The 18,971-nt window shown below is 65.2% G+C and carries 21 protein-coding genes; all 21 read right to left on the minus strand.

The window, feature by feature from the left end:
- Window positions 1–12: 12 nt before the first annotated feature.
- Window positions 13–1,341 (minus strand): 23S rRNA (uracil(1939)-C(5))-methyltransferase RlmD, encoded by a 1,329-nt coding sequence (gene rlmD, locus D3260_RS12940; protein WP_120099028.1) that lies wholly within the window; start codon window positions 1,339–1,341, stop codon window positions 13–15.
- On the minus strand, window positions 1,338–1,973 hold the full coding sequence (locus D3260_RS12945; protein ID WP_120099029.1) for a hypothetical protein: 636 nt from the start codon (window positions 1,971–1,973) through the stop codon (window positions 1,338–1,340). Before D3260_RS12945 ends, rlmD begins: the two co-directional genes overlap by 4 nt.
- Window positions 1,970–2,869 (minus strand): cysteine synthase CysM, encoded by a 900-nt coding sequence (gene cysM / locus D3260_RS12950; protein ID WP_120099030.1) that lies wholly within the window; start codon window positions 2,867–2,869, stop codon window positions 1,970–1,972. Before cysM ends, D3260_RS12945 begins: the two co-directional genes overlap by 4 nt.
- A 214-nt stretch (window positions 2,870–3,083) precedes the next feature.
- Window positions 3,084–3,845, minus strand: a complete 762-nt coding sequence (locus tag D3260_RS12955; protein ID WP_120099031.1) for a pyridoxine 5'-phosphate synthase — start codon at window positions 3,843–3,845, stop codon at window positions 3,084–3,086.
- A complete protein-coding gene (recO, locus tag D3260_RS12960) occupies window positions 3,842–4,603 on the minus strand; it encodes a DNA repair protein RecO (RefSeq protein ID WP_120099032.1) in 762 nt (253 codons plus the stop codon). The genes D3260_RS12955 and recO overlap by 4 nt, the downstream gene beginning before the upstream one ends.
- A gap of 62 nt (window positions 4,604–4,665) precedes the next feature.
- Entirely contained in the window at window positions 4,666–5,562 is an 897-nt protein-coding gene (gene era / locus D3260_RS12965; protein ID WP_120099033.1) for a GTPase Era, read from the minus strand.
- Complete coding sequence (gene rnc / locus D3260_RS12970; protein ID WP_120099034.1) at window positions 5,559–6,266, minus strand: ribonuclease III; 708 nt, start codon at window positions 6,264–6,266, stop codon at window positions 5,559–5,561. Before rnc ends, era begins: the two co-directional genes overlap by 4 nt.
- Window positions 6,267–6,269: 3 nt before the next feature.
- Window positions 6,270–6,671 (minus strand): DUF4845 domain-containing protein, encoded by a 402-nt coding sequence (locus tag D3260_RS12975; RefSeq protein ID WP_120099035.1) that lies wholly within the window; start codon window positions 6,669–6,671, stop codon window positions 6,270–6,272.
- On the minus strand, window positions 6,671–7,450 hold the full coding sequence (lepB, locus tag D3260_RS12980) for a signal peptidase I (RefSeq protein WP_120099036.1): 780 nt from the start codon (window positions 7,448–7,450) through the stop codon (window positions 6,671–6,673). The genes D3260_RS12975 and lepB overlap by 1 nt, the downstream gene beginning before the upstream one ends.
- Before the next feature lie 27 nt (window positions 7,451–7,477).
- Window positions 7,478–9,277 carry a translation elongation factor 4 gene (lepA, locus tag D3260_RS12985; protein ID WP_199671501.1) on the minus strand — a complete coding sequence of 600 codons (1,800 nt, stop codon included), beginning with the start codon at window positions 9,275–9,277 and terminating at the stop codon, window positions 7,478–7,480.
- A gap of 101 nt (window positions 9,278–9,378) precedes the next feature.
- Window positions 9,379–10,938, minus strand: a complete 1,560-nt coding sequence (locus tag D3260_RS12990) for a Do family serine endopeptidase (RefSeq protein ID WP_233544072.1) — start codon at window positions 10,936–10,938, stop codon at window positions 9,379–9,381.
- Window positions 10,939–11,036: 98 nt separating this feature from the next.
- Window positions 11,037–12,092: a MucB/RseB C-terminal domain-containing protein gene (locus tag D3260_RS12995; RefSeq protein WP_147418196.1), complete on the minus strand. Its 1,056-nt coding sequence runs from the start codon at window positions 12,090–12,092 to the stop codon at window positions 11,037–11,039.
- The gene (locus tag D3260_RS13000; protein WP_120099039.1) at window positions 12,089–12,868 is read right to left on the minus strand and encodes a sigma-E factor negative regulatory protein; all 780 of its coding nucleotides are present in this window, start codon (window positions 12,866–12,868) and stop codon (window positions 12,089–12,091) included. The genes D3260_RS12995 and D3260_RS13000 overlap by 4 nt, the downstream gene beginning before the upstream one ends.
- Before the next feature lie 7 nt (window positions 12,869–12,875).
- Entirely contained in the window at window positions 12,876–13,451 is a 576-nt protein-coding gene (rpoE, locus tag D3260_RS13005; RefSeq protein ID WP_120099040.1) for an RNA polymerase sigma factor RpoE, read from the minus strand.
- 195 nt (window positions 13,452–13,646) lie between these two features.
- Window positions 13,647–13,892: an alpha/beta hydrolase gene (locus D3260_RS18150; protein ID WP_120099041.1), complete on the minus strand. Its 246-nt coding sequence runs from the start codon at window positions 13,890–13,892 to the stop codon at window positions 13,647–13,649.
- Window positions 13,861–14,928, minus strand: coding sequence for an alpha/beta fold hydrolase (locus D3260_RS13015; RefSeq protein ID WP_158583533.1), 1,068 nt, complete (start codon window positions 14,926–14,928; stop codon window positions 13,861–13,863). Before D3260_RS13015 ends, D3260_RS18150 begins: the two co-directional genes overlap by 32 nt.
- A gap of 184 nt (window positions 14,929–15,112) precedes the next feature.
- On the minus strand, window positions 15,113–15,571 hold the full coding sequence (locus tag D3260_RS17535; protein WP_158583534.1) for a protein YgfX: 459 nt from the start codon (window positions 15,569–15,571) through the stop codon (window positions 15,113–15,115).
- 15 nt (window positions 15,572–15,586) lie between these two features.
- Window positions 15,587–15,835 (minus strand): succinate dehydrogenase assembly factor 2, encoded by a 249-nt coding sequence (locus D3260_RS13020; protein ID WP_158583535.1) that lies wholly within the window; start codon window positions 15,833–15,835, stop codon window positions 15,587–15,589.
- A 115-nt stretch (window positions 15,836–15,950) separates the two neighbouring features.
- The gene (locus tag D3260_RS13025) at window positions 15,951–16,730 is read right to left on the minus strand and encodes a succinate dehydrogenase iron-sulfur subunit (RefSeq protein ID WP_120099044.1); all 780 of its coding nucleotides are present in this window, start codon (window positions 16,728–16,730) and stop codon (window positions 15,951–15,953) included.
- Window positions 16,731–16,793: 63 nt separating this feature from the next.
- Window positions 16,794–18,584 carry a succinate dehydrogenase flavoprotein subunit gene (gene sdhA / locus D3260_RS13030; protein ID WP_120099045.1) on the minus strand — a complete coding sequence of 597 codons (1,791 nt, stop codon included), beginning with the start codon at window positions 18,582–18,584 and terminating at the stop codon, window positions 16,794–16,796.
- Window positions 18,584–18,970 carry a succinate dehydrogenase, hydrophobic membrane anchor protein gene (gene sdhD / locus D3260_RS13035; protein WP_120099046.1) on the minus strand — a complete coding sequence of 129 codons (387 nt, stop codon included), beginning with the start codon at window positions 18,968–18,970 and terminating at the stop codon, window positions 18,584–18,586. Before sdhD ends, sdhA begins: the two co-directional genes overlap by 1 nt.
- Window position 18,971: the final 1 nt, after the last annotated feature.

Here is an 18,971-nt window from a genome sequence, read left to right on the forward strand (position 1 = left end):
GCCGGCGTCTCCTTATCGCTCGAAAACCGCCATCGATTCGATGTGGGCGGTATGCGGGAACATATCCATGACCCCGGCGGCCACCAGTCGATACCCGTGCTGGTTGACCAGCGTGTCGGCGTCGCGTGCCAGCGTGGCCGGATGACAGGAACAATAGACGATGCGCGATGCACCGCTGGCCGCGATCAGCGGCATGACTTCGGCGGCCCCGGAACGCGGCGGGTCGATCAGAACCTTGTCGACGCGTTCGGGCATCCACGCCGGCGCGGCGGCCGGCTCGAACAGATTGTCGACATGGGCCTCGATATTCGCGCAATCGTTGGCGCGCGCGTTGTCGCGGGCCCGCTCGACCAGTCCATCCTCGCCTTCGACCGTGACCACGCGCCCGGCACTGCGTGCCAGCGGCACGGAAAAATTGCCGAGACCGGCGAACAGTTCGAGAACCGTGTCTTCGATCTGCAGATCGAGATGCCCGATCGCGGCCGCCACCATCGCCTCGTTGACCCCGGCGTGGATCTGGACGAAATCGTTCGGGAGAAAATACAGGCGCGCGTCGAAGTCCGGCAGCGTGTAGTAGAGCGGCTCGGCCGTGCCCTCGAGCGGCGCGATCGTACGCTCGTTGCCCGGCTGCAGATAGATTGCGAAATCGTATTCGGTACCGAACGCCGCCAGAACCTCGCGATCGGCCGCGCTGGGTTCGTCCAGCACGCGAAAGACGAGTGCCACTCGGTTGTCGGCGGCGGCCACCTCGATCTGCGGAATGCGCTCCCGGATCGTGAGCCGGTCGATCATGTGGGCAAGATCCCGCAGGCGCGTGCCGACCGACGGCACCAGCACCTCGCAGCGGGAGAGTTCGGCAATGAACGGCTTGCCGCGTTCGCGAAACCCGACCAGCGTGCCGCCTTTCTTGGGCACGTACTTGACGCCCAGCCGCGCGCGCCGTCGATAACCCCAGCGTGCGCCGACCAGCGGCGCCAGTTCGCGTTCGGCCTGCACATGCCCGACACGCGACAGGGCCGAGACGAGCTGGCCCTGCTTGAAGCGCAGCTGGGCGTCCGGGCTGGCATGCTGCAGCGCACATCCCCCGCATAGACCGAAATGGGCGCATTCCGGCGTCACCCGGTTGGTCGCCGCCGAGAACAGCGTGACCATGTCGGCCTCTTCGTAGTCCCGACGGACCTTGACCGGCTGGAAGAGCACCTGTTCGCCCGGCAGCGTATCGGCCACGAACACGGCCTTGCCATCGACATGACCGACGCCGCGCGCATTGCTTGCCAGATCGGTGATTTCGGTCACGCCGAACGCGTGACGTCGGGCGCGTTTCCGGGCCTTGCGGCTCATGAAGCGATCCGGGCTTTGAGCTGGCCGAGATAATCGGCCTGGCGTTCCACACTGATGTCGCCGCGGCTCGATGCGCTGCGCCACCACAGCCGGGCACGGCTGGCTGCGATGTCGATCAGGGCTGGCGCGGCCTCACCGGCGACGACGTCGGGATCGAACAACAGACGACACTGTTGTTCGATCTGGTCCTGCGCGGCCGGATGATCGGTCGGCATCGGGGCGAGCCGGTCGGCCAGCGCCCGGGGCTTGGCGCGTACGAGCCAGCCCGGAGCGCGCCGTGACTGCGCGCTGGCTCTGGCGAGCAACCAGGACCGGGCCGCCCCGTCCCAATCCACCAGGTCGCAGCCGCCGGCCATGTCGAGCTCGTCGAGCCGCGCCAGAACCGCCGACTCGTCGTCGTCGTACGCCGAGCTCGCCACGCGCACGCGGCCGCGGACCACGCCGACCGCAGCCCACCGCACCACTCGGCACAGATGGCCCGGCAGCATCGTCGTGCCCCATCGTTGCAAGTGCACCTGTTCCAGCGCGCGCGCCACGCCGGCATCGTCGAGTTCGCCGTAATCGGCCAGCCGCCGCGCAGCCGCGACGTCGAGGGCGCCCTCGGCAGCCAGAACAATCGTCGGTCTGGTCACGGCTTATCGTAGACGCCCGTGGACAGATAGCGATCGCCGCGATCGCAGACGATCATGGCGATCGTCGCATTCTCGACTTCTCGGGCGATGGACAGCGCCGCGAACACGCTGCCGCCCGAGGACGGGCCGGCGAAGATGCCCTCCTCGCGTGCCATGCGCTTCATCGTGGCTTCGGCATCGGCCTGCTCGACATCGAGGACGCGATCGACCCGATCACGCTCGAATATCTCCGGCAGATAGGCCGCCGGCCAGCGCCGGATGCCCGGAATCTTGGACTCGCCGGCCGGCTGGACCCCGACGATCTCGATCTCCGGATTCTGTTCCTTGAGATAGCGCGAGCAGCCCATGATCGTCCCGGTCGTTCCCATCGTGGCGACGAAATGCGTGATCCGGCCGCCGGTGGCCGCCCACAGCTCCGGGCCGGTGGTGTCGTAATGGGCGCGCGGGTTGTCCGGGTTGGCGAACTGGTTGAGCAGATAGCCTTCGCCATCTTCATGCATCTGCTGAGCCCGATCCCGGGCGCCTTCCATGCCCTCGGCTTCCGAGACCGAGATGATCTCGGCGCCATAGGCGCGCATCGAGGCCCGGCGTTCTTCGCTCATGTTCTCCGGCATGAGCAGCTTCATCTTGAAGCCCTGCATCGCCGCGACCATGGCCAGCGCAATTCCGGTATTGCCGCTTGTGGCCTCGATAAGCGTATCGCCGGGCTTGATGTCGCCCCGCTCGGCGGCCCGCGTGATCATGGAGTACGCCGGCCGGTCCTTGACCGAGCCCGCCGGGTTGTTCCCTTCGAGCTTGGCCAGCAGCGTATTGCCGGATTCGGGATCGACCAGGCGCTGCAGCTGCACGAGCGGTGTGCCGCCGACGTGGTCGTTCAGGGTGTCATAGTCTTTCATGCACAAAGTGTAGCAGCGCGAAGCAGGTTGTTTTAGGGGCTGTTGAGGTTTCGTGCGAGTCCGCGCCAAGTGCGCCCTGAAATTGACGATGGGCGACAAGACGAGGCGTCGCAGGCGCCGCGCAGTCATGCTGCGCCAGCGGGCTAGGGCGTGTTGAGGTTTCGTGCGAACGCCGCGTTGGAGACCGCAAATCGTGTCCGGCCAGCCCGGCGTGTCAGACGATGCGTTGCCGTCCGGCGTCCATGGCCGCGCGCATCTCGAGCACCGCATCGTCCAGACCGATGAAGACCGCCCGAGCGATCAGCGCATGGCCGATGTTGAGTTCGACGATGGCCGGGATGGCTGCGATATCGCCGACGTTGTCGACGTGCAGGCCATGACCGGCATGGACTTCCATGCCCAGCGACTCGGCCAGTTCGGCGCCTTCGATGAGGCGTGCCAGCTCGGCCCGTCGGCTCGCCACATCGACGGCATCGGCGTAGGCGCCGGTATGCAGTTCGATATGATGCGCCCCGGCCTCGGCGGCCGCACGAATCTGCTCGGCGTCCGGGTCGATGAACAACGCCGCCCGGATACCGGCGGCGCCAAGACGCGTCAGGCCATCGGCCACGCGGGTCTTCTGCCCGGCGATATCCAGCCCGCCCTCGGTGGTCAGCTCCTCGCGGGATTCCGGCACCAGGCAGCAGTCCCGTGGGCGGCGCGCGCAGGCGATGCCGATCATTTCCTCGGTCAGAGCCATTTCCAGATTGACCGGCAGATCGGCGATTCCGCAGAGCGTTTCGACGTCCGCGTCCTGGATATGACGTCGATCCTCGCGCAGGTGAACCGTGATGCTCTGGGCGCCGGCATGCATCGCCAAGCGCGCGGCGGCGACCACATCCGGATAGTGCGTCCCGCGCGCCTGACGCAGTGTGGCGACATGGTCGACGTTGACGCCGAGACGGATGGGCGGCGCAGGCGCGGCGAGATCGGTCATGAGTCATCCTCGGCTGGGCGATCATCGGTCGATGCGGGCGTGCGCGGGGCCGCGAACTGCTGCATCGCCTGTAGCGTGGCCACCGATTTTAACGGCTTGGCACCAATGTGGGGGGCCAGCGCCGCCTGCATGAGGGTGCGTGCCTCGTGCAGTTGCGCCCGCTCGACCAGACGACCGCCGGCCAGGCCCTGCAATGTCGCACCCTGGACGCGCGGTGCGCCGTGCGGCGCCGGCCTATCCGCCGAGACGAACCCTTCGTCGGCGTCCCAGCGATAAATGCGCTCGGCGCGGATCGGCGCGCCGTCGGCCGCGGTCTCGAGCGTCAGGCCGTAGCCCAGTTCGTCGAGCAGGTCACGCTCGAAGAAACGCAGCACCATGATGGCCGGCGCGCCGTGGCCCATGGTGTCGAGCAAGGCACACAGGCTGTGATAGATCGGCGTATGCGGATCGTCGCGGGCGGTCAGTCGCATCACCAGTTCGCTGGCATACAGGGCCCCCATGAGGGCATTGCCGGAAAGCGGAATCTGGCGTTCGTATTCCACGCCGCGCAGCGTATAGAGCTCACCGCGCCCGGCCCAGGACAGGGTGACCTGCGACAGCGGCTCCAGCAGGCCGCGCCAGCGCGATGTGCCGCGCCGCGCTCCCTTCGCCACGGCCGCGATGCGCCCGTGATCACGCGTCAGCGCCTCGACGATAAGGCTGGTATCTCGCCAGGCACGCCGGTGCAACACGATCGCCGGCGCCAGATCGATGCGCATCAGAGCGCCTCCGGGTTCGACCTGCCTCGTGGCGACACGTCTTCAGCGCGCGCACGTTCCATCTAGTGCCCGAGATCGCGCACGGCCGCTTCCGAGTCGGTCCAGCCGTCGCGCACCTTGACCCACAGCCGCAGATCCACACGTTGGCCCAGCCGCTCGACGAGATCGAGACGCGCGGCCCGACCGATCTTCTTCAGCATCGCGCCGCCCCGCCCGATCACGATCGATTTGTGATTGTCGCGCGCGACCCAGATACAGGCATGAATCACGATCTGCTCATTCGTGGTCTCGAACGCCTCGATCTCGATGGCGATCGAATACGGCAGTTCCTGCTGGAGGAAGAGCATGAGTTTCTCGCGCACGGCTTCAGCGGCGAGGAAACGCATGTTGCGATCGGTGTATTCATCCTCGGGGAACAGATACGGCCCTGCCGGCATGCGCGGTGTCAGCTCGTCGAGCAACGGGCCCAGGTTGTCGCTTCGTCGCGCCGACAGCGGCACGACGAAATCGAACGCGCGGCGCTCGCCCATGCGCGCCATGAACGGCAGCAGTTCGGCCTTGTCGCGCACGCGATCGGTCTTGTTGACGACCAGCCCCACCGGGCAGGACACACGGGCCAGGCGCGACAACGCCAGCTCGTCGTCCTCGTGCCACTGGCCGGCTTCCACCACGAACAGCACGGCATCGATCCCGGCCAGACTCGAGACCGCGGTCTCGTTCATCACACGGTTGAGCGCACTCTTCTGGGTCGTGTGCAGACCCGGCGTGTCAACCAGCGCGATCTGGACCGCATCCTGGGTGAGCACGCCGATGATCCGATGGCGCGTGGTCTGCGGTTTCGGCGTGACGATCGACACCTTCTCGCCGACCAGCGCGTTCACGAGCGTGGATTTGCCCACGTTCGGGCGCCCCACGAGCGCGACCATGCCGCTTCGGCTTTGCGTTGCGGACGTCGTCATTGTTTTTCCTGTTCCAGTTTGGCGAGCATCCGGCGTGCGGCATCCTGCTCGGCCTTGCGTCGTCCGCCGCCCTCGCCCTCGATCGCGAGGTCGATATCGTCGAGGCGACAACGGGCGACGAAATGTTGGTCGTGGTCGGCGCCGGTCACCCGGACCACTTCGTATACCGGGCGTTCGCGGGCCCGTGCCTGCAGCCATTCCTGCAGCTGCGTCTTGGCGTCCTTGAGCGTATCGGCACTGGGCAGATCCGCCAGCCGGCTCGCATACAGACCGAGGATGACCTGGCGGGTCGCCTCGAAACCGGCATCGCAGTAGATGGCGCCGAGCACGGCCTCGACACCATCCGCCCGGATCGAGGCCCGACGGCGGCTGCCGGTGGTGTGTTCTCCCGGCCCCAGCACGAGCAGGTCGCCGAGCGCGATCTCGTCGGCGATCGCCGCCAATGTCTTTTCCCGCACCAGTGCCGCCCGCAGACGCGAGAGATCCCCCTCGGCAGCCCTCGGGTTGTTCTCGAACAGCGCCGCGGCGATCACGAAATTCAGCACGCCGTCGCCGAGAAATTCGAGCCGCTCGTTATGGTTGGCGCTGGCACTGCGGTGCGTCAGGGCCTGGGCCAGCAGGGCCCGATTGTCGAAGACATGGCCCAGTCGCTTTTCGAGCCCGGCGCGGGCTGCCGCCCGCTGTCTCGGATCGACGTCGGCCACGGCTCAGCCGCCCCCGCCGCCCATCACGGCCCGGTCATCGAAATGAAAGACAAGCCCCATGTTGCCGATCAACGGCCGCCGCACGTCGTAGGACAGATGCAGCACCCGCTGTGTCCCATCGGTGGTGATCTCGACATCGTCGGCCGTGACGCCGCTGGCATAACGCGCACTCAGCCGGCGCGAGAGCGCGCGCTGAATCGCGATCGGCGCGCTCGATTGCAACTCGGGATCGGCCGCCACCGCCTCGAGCGCCCCGGCGACCTCGCGATTCTGCAGGTAAACGGGCACCGCACGAAAGGCGATCATGACCGCGATGCCGAGCGTGATCAGCACATAGAGCATGGACAGCAACGACGCCCCCGTCTGCTCTTGTCGCGATGTCGTCTGCCGAACCGGGTATGCCATCAGTGCAGCAGTGTGCCGATCCGCGAGAACCGGAAATCCAGGTCGCTGAAATCCACGCTCAACCAGATCATGAAAGCTTTACCCACGAGGTTTTGCTCGGGCACGAAACCCCAGACCCGCGAATCCGCGCTGTTGTCGCGATTGTCGCCCATGGCGAAGTATTTGCCCTGCGGCACGGTCACGCTGACCTGCGGGCCCTCTCGGCCGACGACATGGAGCATCTTGTGCGGCTCGGCGCCGGGCAGCTTCTCGAGGAACAGTTTCATCTGGTCGTATACATCGGCATCGGGACCGTCGTAGACGCCCAGATCTTCACGCGGCACGGGCTTGCCGTTCACATAGAGTTGCTCGTCTCGATAGGTGATCTGGTCGCCCGGCAGGCCCACGATGCGCTTGATGTAGTCGACCTTCGGGTTCTTCGGATATCGGAAGACCACCACATCGCCGCGATGCGGCTCGCCGGTCGACAGGATCTTGGTATGCGTGACCGGCAGACGCAGGCCGTAGGCGAATTTCGACACCAGCACGAAATCGCCGACCAGCAGCGTCGGAACCATCGATTTCGACGGAATGCGGAACGGCTCGAAGACGAATGCCCGCAGCACCAGTACCGCAAGCACGAGCGGAAAGAACGAGCGCGCCAGTTCGACGGCCCAATTGCCCTCGGCACCGGCCTCGCGACGCTTGGACAGAAACAACCGGTCGAGGAGCCAGACAATGCCCAGAACCAGGCATGCCAGCGTCAGGAGGGTTTCGAAGTTGAAATCGACTTGGCTCATGAGCAACGGAAGAGTTCGAGGGGCGGGTTACTTGTCGTCGTCGGTCGACAACACGGCCAGGAACGCTTCCTGCGGGATCTCGACGCTGCCGAGCTGCTTCATGCGCTTCTTGCCTTCTTTCTGTTTTTCCAACAGCTTGCGCTTGCGCGAGACATCGCCGCCGTAACATTTCGCGGTAACGTTCTTGCGCATCGCCTTGACCGTGGAACGCGCGATGATGCGCGTGCCGATCGTGGCCTGGATCGCCACGTCGAACATCTGGCGCGGCACGATGTTCTTGAGTTTCTCCACCAGCGCCTTGCCGCGGTCGTAGGCCTGTTCGCGGTGCACGATATGCGCCAGCGCATCCACGGCATCGCCGTTGATGAGCACGTCCAGGCGGATCAGATCGGCGGCCTGGAAACGCTCGAAGTCATACTCGAACGAGGCAAAACCACGCGAGACCGACTTCAGCCGGTCGAAGAAATCGAGCACGACCTCGGACAACGGCATCTCGAAGTCCATGGCCACGGAGTTGCCCATGTAAGCCATGTTCTTCTGCACACCACGTTTTTCCATGCAGAGCTGCATGACGGGGCCGACGAATTCCTGTGGCATCAGGATGGAGGCCTTGATGATCGGCTCGCGTATCTCCTCGATCTCGCCCACCGGCGGCAGCTGCTGCGGGTTGGAGATCGACATCTCCTCGCCGGCGTGGGTGAGCACTTGATAGACCACCGTCGGCGCCGTGGTGATCAGATCCAGGTTGTATTCGCGCTCCAGACGCTCCTGCACGATTTCCATGTGCAGCATCCCGAGGAAGCCGATACGGAAACCGAAACCGAGCGCGGCCGAGGTTTCCGGTTCGTAGGCCAGGGAGGAATCGTTCAGGCGCAGCTTCGAGAGCGCGTCGCGGAAATCCTCGTAGTCATCGGAGTTGACCGTGAATACGCCAGCGAACACACGCGGCTGGATCTGCTTGAAGCCCGGCACGCGCTCGGCACAGGGCTTGTAGGCATGGGTGAGCGTATCGCCCACCGGGGCCCCGTCGATATCCTTGATACCGGCGATCACATAGCCGACCTCGCCGACCTCCAGTGCCGGCGCCGAGCGCTTCTTGGGCGTGAAGATGCCGACATCGCTGACCTCGTACTCGCGCTCGGTCGACATGACCTTCATGCGATCCCCCTTGGCCAGGCGTCCGTTGCGAATGCGCACCAGCGAGACCACGCCGAGGTAGTTGTCGAACCAGGAGTCGATGATCAGCGCCTGCAGCGGTGCCTCGCCGTCGCCGGCCGGCGGCGGCACGCGCCGGATGATCGCCTCGAGTACATCGTTGACGCCCTGGCCCGACTTCGCCGAGACGAGCAGTCGATCGGTGGCTTCCAGACCGATGACGTCCTCGATCTGCTGGGCGACCCGATCGGGATCGGCGGCGGGCAGATCGATCTTGTTGAGTACCGGCAGGACTTCGAGATCCTGCTCGATCGCGGTGTAGGTATTGGCCACCGACTGCGCCTCGACCCCCTGTGAGGCATCGACGACGAGCAACGCGCCCTCGCAGGCGAACAGTGAACGCGAGACCTCGTAGGAAAAGTCGACGTGGCCGGGCGTATCGATGAAGTTCAGCTTGTACGTCGTACCGTCGGCCGCCGTGTAATCCAGCGTCACGGCCTGCGACTTGATGGTGATCCCGCGCTCGCGCTCGAGGTCCATCGAGTCGAGCACCTGATCCGCCATCTCGCGCTCGGTCAGCCCGTTGCACGTCCGGATGAAACGATCGGCCAGGGTCGATTTGCCGTGGTCGATGTGCGCGATGATGGAAAAATTGCGGATTCGTGACTGCATGGGCTCGATAAGCTGCATCCCGGGCAAAAACAATCGCCCCGGCAAGCGGCACCGGGGCGATCCTGAGGTCGGGCGATTATACGCCCACAAGGCGCTCTATTTCAGTTTTTCGGCTGTTTTTCGTCGTTGTCGGGCGCGTCGGGCGTGATCGTCAGGTAACGACGGTTGCCTTCGCGAACGACCAGCAGCGCGACCGGCCCCTCGGCACGACGCAATGCCTGGATCACGTCGGCCGGTTTGTCGACGGCCCGGTCGCCCGCGGAGAGGATCACGTCTCCGGCCTGGAGTCCGGCCGCGCGGGCGGGCCCGCCGGTGACCCCGCCGACGATCACGCCGTGCGCCTCGATGCCCAGCCGCTTGCGCTCGTCGTCGCGCAGAGGCGCGAGCGTCAGACCGAACGGTTGTCGATCCCCCGGCCGGGCCCCGGGCGAACCATCCGGCGCCTCACCGGACGCCCGAAAACGGCTCGGTAGCGCCTTGATCGTCACCGGCACATTCTTGTGCTTGCCTTGGCGCAACACGTCGAGCTCGGCCTTGTCGCCCGGCGCCACGACGCCGACCAGCGGCGGCAGATCGGCAGCGGAGTCGACCGCATGGCCGTTGAACGACAGGATCACGTCCCCGACCTGCAGTCCGGATGCCGCCGCGGGGCTGTTCTTCATGATCTGGGTGACCAGTGCCCCGACCGGTCGCGACAGATCGAACGAGCGGGCCAGCTTGCGGTCCACATTCTGAATCTGCACGCCGAGCCAGCCGCGGACGACTTCGCCGTTGTTCTTGAGCTGTTTCGCGGCGTTCATCGCCACGTCGATCGGAATGGCGAACGATACGCCCTGATAACCACCGGTCTGGCTGAAGATCTGCGAGTTGATACCCACAACCTGCCCCGACAGGTTGAACAACGGGCCGCCCGAATTACCCGGGTTGATCGCCACGTCGGTCTGCAAGAACGGCACGTACTGATTGTCGGCCAGATTACGATCCTTGGCCGAGACGATGCCGGCCGTCACCGAGGTCTCGAAACCGAACGGGGAGCCGATCGCCACGACCCAGGCCCCCACGTCCAGCTTGGACGGGTCCCCGATCGAGACCGTCGGCAGATCCTTGGCGTCGACCTTGAGTACCGCGATATCACTGTCCGGATCGGCGCCCACGACCTTGGCCAGCAGTTGCCGGCGATCATTGAGCTTGACGACGATCTGCCCGGCACCGGCGATGACATGACGGTTGGTCAGAATATAACCGTCGGGAGAGACCACGAAGCCGGAACCCAGCGACACATGCTCGCTACCGCCCGGCCCCGGACGCGACGGCGCCTCATCCGGCTCATCGCCGAAAAAGCGCTTGAGCCAGTCACCGAGCGCGCCGTTATCGCCCGGCGTCTCGCCACCGCGATCACCCGACTCATCCGTACCGGCTCTGGGTTCATCCGGCGGCAATGCGCTGATGTTGACCACCGCCGGCGAGACCTGTCGGACGAGTTGCGAGAAATCGGGCAGGCCCTTGACCAGCGGCTTGGCCGGCTCCGACTGGGTATCGCCCGAGGCCTTGGTGGCCAGCTTGTCGCCGCTGTCATCGCCACCGCCGCAGGCAACCAGCAACAACGACATCGCCAGTGCGAAGGGCAACAGGCATCGGACCGATGCACGAGTGACAATCATGAAATCCCCCAGTGGATACCGCGCGACGCCGCGCAGCCCGTATCAATTTGGCCATGGTGCGCGGCCGAACGTCGCGCGGCAAGCGCGACGGGCCAGGATCAGCCGCCCGGCGCGCTGTCCTTGTTATCGTCCGACAGCTGGGACGATTTCGCCTGGATCAGATTCTCGGCGATGCGCTTGGCCGTGATCGAGGGCACTTCCCCCACCACCGTGATCTGCGAGTTGCCGACGATGTTGCCGTAGGCGTTGACCGCGCCCATACGGGTCGCGCCCTTGAGCGGCGGCCGCAGGCCGGACGGCGCGATGAAGGCCGAGACCGTGGCCACCCCGTCGGTGAACAGCATCTGGCGCACGGAGGCATCGGCAGTCAACTGGCGCACGCCGTCTTCGGCGAGATGAAATCCCGGCGGCAGATCCTTGGCTTCCCAAGGACTTGCGCTCTTTTCTGCCTGTTTCTGGCTGACGTGGACCGACTGATGACGAATGATCTTGTAGCCACGCACGTCGTAGCTCGGCAGGAAATCATCGTCGGAGACCGACTTCGGAAAGGCGACATCGGTGAACATCAGCTGCTCGAGCCGATTGCCCTGATATCGCAGGGCCAGCTTCAGCGGCAGATCGGTCTTGGAATCGACGAACATCCGATAGCCGTAACGGAAACCGTCTTCCGGCTTGATCGAGATGATCCGGCATTCGCGTCCCGCGAACCGAACCGTTCCATCGGTCGAGACATCGTAATATTTCTTGAGCTGCGCCGGCGAGAAATGCGCGACGCTGCCGAGCAACGTCTTCGGGGGATGCTCGGACACGAGCACGACCTTGTGCTCCGGCAGGATGGAGGTGACTTCATCCCCCTTGCGGATGACCTCACGCGCCTCCCCGCTCTGCGAAACGAGGCGTTCCTGCTCGACACCGTCGTGCATGCGATGCACGACCTGCAGCGTGTCGACGTCACCGCTACGCAGATAGACGATCGTGCCGCGATAGGTCACGCGACGCACGGCATCCGCGGCACGCCCGAGCAGGGCCACCGCATCCGTCTTGTCCTTTTCGTTCGCCTTGTCGGCCGAATCGGGAGCGTCGGCCATCGCCGGCGCGGGTAACGCGCCGGCCAGGCAACTGACAACGAGAAACGCGGTGAGCGCTCTCGTCACTGTGCCGCACTCTGCCCGTACGTGGCCACACGTACATAACCCGGCGTGGTGCTCGACATACCGTAGCCGCGCGCCATGCCGTTGTGGTCGACCAGATAACCGTTGAGCTCGTCACGCACGGCCGGATCCGAAACCGACCAGTGATCGGAGCCGCTGCGCGCGGCCGCCGGCATCGCCCGGGCACCGCCGGCCGCGGCATCGGAGACGCCCACGGCCGAGCCCATGCTGGCGACGGCCTGACGCATGCCGCCCGATTGCGACTGGACGGTACTGAAATCGGCCAGCCGGTCGTTCCAGTCACCCACGCTGGCCTCGTTGCTGGCCAGGCGATTGGCGGCCGCGTTCTCACGGCTGCGCGTCGTCGACGATGTCCCGCCGGCACTGGATGCCAGCCGGGCTTCGCCACCGGAAGAGCGCATGAACGGATTACCGGACATCAAGACCACGCCGGCCACGGCCGCGGCCATGCCGACACCGGCCATGTTGCGCCAGCGTCGCGGGCGGCGTGTACGGGTATCGCTCCGTTGGGTCGCCGAGATGGGCGAAACACGCTCGTGATGCCCATCGGCCGCGATGGAGGCCATCACGCGACGCGAGAAATCGATATCGGGCTCGACCGGGATCTCGCTGCTATGGGCCCGCAACGTGGTGCGGATCCAGTGTTGCCGGCTCCAGCTATCCCGCAGTGCATCATCGCGAAGCAATGCGCTGACGACCGAATCAGCCTCATCGCGATTGGCTTCGCCGTCCAGAAAGGCGGACAACTGTTCGTTCATTGCAACCTCACTTGTCCGAGAGGGACACCAGCTTTTCCTCGATGGCGGCACGGGCGCGAAATATTCGTGATCGCACCGTACCGACCGGGCAGTCCATGGACTGCGCGATCTCTTCGTAACTCATACCGTCGAGTTCGCGCAGCATGATCGCCGTACGCAAATCCTCGGGCAACTCGTGGATCGCCTTGATCACCGCATCGCGGATCTCCTCGCTTTCCATGAGCGCTTCCGGCGTATCCTGCTCGGAAAAACGCTCCGTGTGCCCGAATGCTTCCGCATCCACCACGTCGACGTCCTGGCTTGCCGGTCGACGCGACCGGGCCACCAGATAATTTTTCGCCGTGTTGATCGAAATGCGATACAGCCATGTATAGAACGCACTGTTGCCCTTGAACCCGGCGAGCGCGCGATAGGCCTTGATGAAGGCTTCCTGCGCGACGTCCGGTGCATCCGATGGGCTGACATAGCGCGCCACCAGCTTGATCACCTTGTGCTGATACTTGCGCACCAGCAGCTCGAAAGCGCGATCGTCGCCGGCCTGGGCGCGTGCCACAAGCTGATCGTCTGAGACGTCTTCGCTCATCTAGAAGCGGCACGCGTTGGCGCGACGGATTGTCGGGAAGCAATGGCGTGTATCGACCTCGCATATGGCGGATGTCACGACGGCGTTATCCCCGTAGACCACGACCTGCGCAAATAGTTCGATATTTTTTAAGGCGATATACATCAAGCGAGTTTCAAGACCGCGGCTTCCCGGAGACCTCAGACACAACACAGTTTAGCGGCCCGAGCGCGATGCGTCATACGGTGCGTGTTCAGCTGCCTTGCAGGCTGCATCCGGCCATCGCCGGCCGGCAAGCCACGCACGGATCGCGCGACGGGCGCAGTCGCTGTCGCGCAGCACGCCGTGCCCACCGCCCGGCACCGCGAGTGACCGGATATGCGGATGCGTTTCCAGAAAATGCGCACGCACCCGTGCCCGCGTGAGCGGATCACGCGCGCCGGCAACCAGCACACCCGACATACCCGCGGGCAGGGCCGGCGTACGCGCGGCCGGCACCGGCCAGGCGGTCACAGGGTCGCAAGACGCGCGGCAGATAGCCGGTCAGGCCGGCCGGCGGTTGCAACCAGGGATCCTGCACGGGGCCGACAGGCATGCGCACAGCACAGCGACTGCTCCAGAAGACCGGCGTGCGCATGGCAGTGCCTGCCGAGAGCCGCGCCACGCCGGCCATCGTCGGCCAGAGCCGCTGACGATCGGTCAACGCATGCCGAAGCGCAGCCAGGACGGCGCTGTCATGGTCGGGCCCGTAACCGGCCAGCAGCCAGGCCGTGAGCAACGTCGTCGGGTCCACGCGCAGACGGTGTGCGGGATACGGTATCTCTGCGTGCGACAGCAAGAACGGCGCGTGCGCCACGCCGTCGAGCCAGCCGCGCAGCAGCGCGCCCGCGCCGATCGGCCGGATCGCACAAGGCAACAGGCGCGCACAATGTGCGATCAGCGCCTGGAATCGGGCCTGCATGGCGTGACGTGTCCGCACGCCGAGCGGCTCGGCTTCCAGCACCGGCGAATCGAGAATGATGTTGCGCACATCGCCCGGATAACGCGCGGCCAGACGAAAGCCGATCTGCGCACCGAACGATTGCGCCCAGAGCGTCACCGGCCCCTCGCCCAGGGCAACGATCAGACGGTGCAGATCTGCCACCTGCGCGGACAGACCGAGCCGGCCGGCGGTCTCCGCTCCAACCGCGGCAAAGCAGGCCGCCAGTGGCTCGTCGTCGTCAGTCACGCCGGGCGGACAACCGATGCGCGGTCGGCTGGCGCCGGTACTGCGCGGGTCGTAGAGCACGAGATCACGTGGCCAGCCAGCACGTTGCTGAAAGACTCGCCAGGCTCGCAGCCCGGCCCCCTTCAGACCGGCGGCGTCGCCCGGGCCGCCGGGCACGAAGACGACCGGATGCGCCAGCTTTTTATCGGGAAACGCCTGCAATCGTCGCACAGCCAGGCGAACCGGCTCATCGTGCAGCCGACCACCGGTCGACAGCGTTGCGCAGCGCATGGTCGCCGCACTGGCCGGCTGCGGCTCGCTCGGACACGCATGCGCGGTCAGAGACGGCGTCCGGGGCGTAGCCGAGACGACGGCCGGACCGAGCAACAGACAAACCAAGATCAGAGCAAGACACCGCCGAGCGATGGCCCGGGCCGATCGAGGCGCCTGCCACGCTGGCCGGTTCCATCGATGACTAGTCCGCGGTGTCATGCGTGTTGTGCGGTGGTGCGACCCGGCAGCGCACTCGCAGTCGTCGATGGGCATCGGGCGTGGTGGCATCGCGCGGCAACACGACCTCGTGAACGCGACGCGGGTGATCGAGATCGCGCACACGCAATCGTACCCAGGAGCGCCCCCAGACACGGGCATCGAGGCACTCGCCCCGCCCGGCCACATTGCCCCGGGTAGTCCACTGCACGCGATCGTCCGCTGCCCAGACCAGGCGTACCCAGCTTGCGGCATCGCGGCGTGCCAGACGCCGATCGATGACAATCGCGTGAGCAACGACGCCGGGCAGCAACAGCCCCCACCACGGCGTGACCGATGCCAGCAGCGTGACCACCGCTGCCGCAAGCAGATGCCCCACGACCCCGGCTGCCCGCAATGTCGGCGAGCCGTTCAGCGGCACATGCGTCGTCGCGACACCGGCCATCCCGGAAACCGTTCGTCAGCGTTGCGTGCTCTCGAACTGGCGGATCCGGCCGAGCAACGATTCCTCGACCGGATCGTCAGCGGGCATGCGCCCCATCACGAGATACCAGAGATCCGGATCTTCGCGCCGCAGCAATGAAATCAATGCAGCATGTTCCTGTTCCGACAGCCCGTCGTACTCGGCCGTGACGAAACGATCGAGCAGTACGTCCAGTTCCTTCATCCCGCGCCGGCACAGCCAGCGCACGCGTCGCAATTCGCTCATCTTGTCCCTCATCGACGGGCCGGCGCCGATTGGCCCCATCGGCCCGTGATCCATGCCATCAAAAAACCCCGCCTGCACGTGCAGAACGGGGTATTTGTCCGAAGACTGCGTCGATTCAGCCGCGGCGCTCGACCAGCAGCTTCTTGGTCTCGGCGATGGCCTTGGCCGGATTGAGGCCCTTCGGACAGGTGTTCGTGCAGTTCATGATCGTATGACAACGATACAGCTTGAACGGGTCCTCGAGCTCGTCCAGGCGCTCGCCGGTGGCCTCGTCACGCGAGTCGACGATCCAGCGATAGGCCTGCAGCAACACGGCCGGCCCGAGATAACGTTCCGGATTCCACCAGTAACTCGGGCAGGAGGTCGAGCAACAGGCACACAGGATGCACTCGTAGTAGCCGTCGAGTTTGGCCCGGTCCTCGGGCGTCTGCAGGCGTTCACGGCTGGGCTTGGCCGTATCGGTCTTAATCCACGGCTCGATGGATTCGAGCTGTGCATAGAAATGCGTCAGGTCGCAGACCAGATCCTTGACCACCGGCATGTGCGGCAACGGATAGATACGCACATCGCCGTCGATGTCCTCGATACGCGTCGTGCAGGCCAACGTGTTCTTGCCGTCGATGTTGAAGGCACAGGAACCACACACGCCTTCGCGACAGGAACGACGAAAGGTCAGCGTCGGATCGATCTGGTTCTTGATCTTGATGACGGCATCCAGAACCATCGGCCCGCAGCGATCCAGGTCCACGTCGAAGCTGTCGACGCGCGGATTCTCACCCGCTTCGGGCTCCCAGCGATAGATGCGGAAGGTCTTGACCCGCTTGGCGTCGTCGGGCGCGGGAAAATGCTTGCCCTTGGAGATCTGCGAGTTCTTCGGCAGTCGAAATTCAGCCATGTCGGGGCTCCGTATCCGAAATGCGGGCAGGCGCGCCGGCCATGACGCGCCCGACAAAAAGCGTTAGTAGACGCGTTCCTTGGGCGGGATGTGCTCCATCTCGTCCGTGAGCGGCTGCAGGTGAACCGGGCGATAATCGATATCGACCCTGCCGTCACCGCGATACCAGGTCAGCGTGTGCTTGATCCAGTTCTCGTCATCGCGATCCGAATAATCCTCGTGCGCGTGCGCGCCGCGGCTCTCGGTACGGTTGGCGGCTGCGGTCATGGTCACGATGGCGCACTCCAGCAGATTCTGTAGCTCCATCGTCTCGACCAGATCACTGTTCCACGTCATGGAGCGGTCGGAGACCTTCACGTCGGCGAACTTGGCGACTTCCTCGCCGATCACCTTAACGCCTTCCTTCATGCTGTCGGTATTGCGGAACACTGCAGCATATTTCTGCATGGAGGCCTGCAGGCTGTCGCGCAGGTCCGCCGTCGAGGTATTACCGCTGGCATTGCGCAGCTTGTCGAAGCGGGCCAGCGCGGCTTCTTCCGACTTGGTCGTATCGGCATGCAGGCGCTGGCCGGGCGAGACGAGCTCGGTGCAACGCTTGGCCGCGGCCCGGCCGAAGACCACCAGATCGAGCAACGCGTTCGAGCCGAGACGATTGGCGCCGTGAACCGACACACAGGCGGTCTCGCCGACTGCCATCAGACCGGGCACGATGGAATCGGGGTCACCGTCCTTCAGAGTCACGACCTCGCCATACGGATTGGTCGGAATACCGCCCATGCAGTAATGCACGGTCGGCAGCACCGGGATCGGCTCCTTGGTGGCATCCACGCCGGAGAAGATCTTGGCGGTTTCGGTGATGCCCGGCAGACGCTCGTGCAGCACTTCGGGGCCGAGATGCTCGAGGTGCAGCATGATGTGATCGGCCTTCTCGCCGACACCGCGCCCCTCATTGATCTCGATGGTCATCGCGCGGGAGACCACATCGCGCGAGGCCAGATCCTTGGCGTTCGGCGCATAGCGCTCCATGAAACGCTCGCCTTCCGAATTGGTCAGATAACCGCCCTCGCCGCGTGCGCCTTCGGTGATCAGGCAGCCTGCGCCGTAGATGCCGGTCGGGTGGAACTGAACGAACTCCGGATCCTGGATCGGCACCCCGGCGCGCAGCGCCATGCCCATGCCGTCGCCGGTGCAGGTGTGCGCCGACGTGCAGGAAAAATAGGCCCGGCCATAGCCGCCGGTGGCCAGAATGACCTGATGGGCACGGAAGCGATGAAGCTGGCCGCCCTGCAGATCCCAGGCGAGCACACCACGACAGGCGCCGTCTTCCGTCATCAGCAGGTCGATGGCGAAATACTCGACGTAGAACTCGGCACGTGCCTTGAGCGACTGCTGGTACAGCGTGTGCAACAGCGCATGTCCGGTCCGGTCAGCCGCGGCACAGGTCCGCTCGGCCTGACCCTTGCCATAATGCGTGGTCATGCCGCCGAACGGACGCTGATAGATCTTGCCGTCCTCGGTACGCGAAAACGGCACGCCGTCGTGCTCGAGCTCGATGATCGCCGGGACGGCTTCCTTGGTCAGATGCTCGATCGCGTCCTGGTCGCCGAGCCAGTCGGAGCCCTTGATCGTGTCATAGGCGTGGTAGCGCCAATCGTCCTCGCCCATGTTGCCAAGCGCGGAGGCAATGCCCCCCTGCGCAGCCACGGTATGGCTACGGGTCGGGAAGACCTTGGTGATGCACGCGGTCTTCAGACCGGCGTCGGCCAGCCCGCGCGTGGCTCGCAGCCCCGCGCCGCCGGCACCGACGACGATGACGTCGTGCTGATGATCGATGATGTCGTAGCTGTCGCTCATCAGGCAGCCCCTGCAAGTATCATGAGAACGGAAACAACCGCGGAAACGCCGAGCAGGATGTTGACCAGCTGCAGGACGATCAGCGTTGCCAGCTTCAGGCTTTCGGCATGCACGTAGTCTTCAACCACGGTCTGCAGCCCGAGCTGGGAATGATAGAAGATGGCCGCGAGATAGATGGCCATCAGCGAGGCCTGAAACGGCGAGGAAAGCCACGTCGTCACGCTTTCGTAACTGGCGCCGAACTGCGAGGCCAGACAGGCCACGAACCACAGGGTCAACGGCACCAGCGCAATGGCACTCACGCGCTGTGCCCAGAAATGCCCCGTACCGGTCTTGGCGCTGCCGAGTCCACGGGCGCCCGCGAGCGAAGAGCGGATACTGCTCATG

Source organism: Salinisphaera sp. Q1T1-3 (assembly GCF_003602005.1).
Lineage (GTDB): Bacteria > Pseudomonadota > Gammaproteobacteria > Nevskiales > Salinisphaeraceae > Salinisphaera.